The organism is Campylobacter sp. MG1 (assembly GCF_026616895.1).
In the GTDB taxonomy this organism is placed as follows: Bacteria; Campylobacterota; Campylobacteria; order Campylobacterales; family Campylobacteraceae; genus Campylobacter_E.
In genome coordinates this window covers 1-587 of record NZ_JANYME010000033.1, presented here as the reverse complement: position 1 = coordinate 587, position 587 = coordinate 1, and the positions used below count along the sequence as shown (strand labels likewise).

Here is a 587-nt window from a genome sequence, read left to right as displayed (position 1 = left end):
TCATATAAACCCATACTTATATTATTTAACTCTTCATCACTAAAATCTATGTCTATTGTTCCTGTTTTATTCTCTTTAAGAAATTCTACGCACATAATTCCTTGATTAGTTGCATAATGAATATAATTTAAATCTACCCAACCAAGAGTAGGACAATAATCTCCAAACCAATAAACACCTTTAGCATTTTTATAATCTTTATGCCAAGGATTATTAGGCATATTCTCTTTTAGATAATTTATCATCTCATCATTATTTAAATCCCAAACATATTTTCTGCTTATAGTATTTTTCAATGGATTATCATTTAAAACTTGTGATGTTCCATCATCGCTAAAATCCCAAATAAATCTTTGATAATCTTCTTGTTCTATTTCTTCTTTAGCTTCTAATACTTTTGGTGGATAAAGCACAACTAATTCTAAATCTAGCATTCTTTTTAGAGCTGTTAAGAATATTTCTTTTTTTAATCTATCATTATTAATATCACATACTTTTATATTATTTTTATTAGCAATTAGTTTTATACTATCATCATAGATTGTAAATAAAAAGCCTTTGTAATTATCATCTCTTATTTTAAGTAA

At 24.9% G+C, this 587-nt stretch carries 1 protein-coding gene; it reads right to left on the bottom strand.

Annotated features, from left to right (window positions below; genetic code table 11):
* Nucleotides 1-587 (bottom strand): hypothetical protein (locus tag NY022_RS09555; RefSeq protein ID WP_267525648.1); only part of this gene is annotated, 587 nt, incomplete at both ends.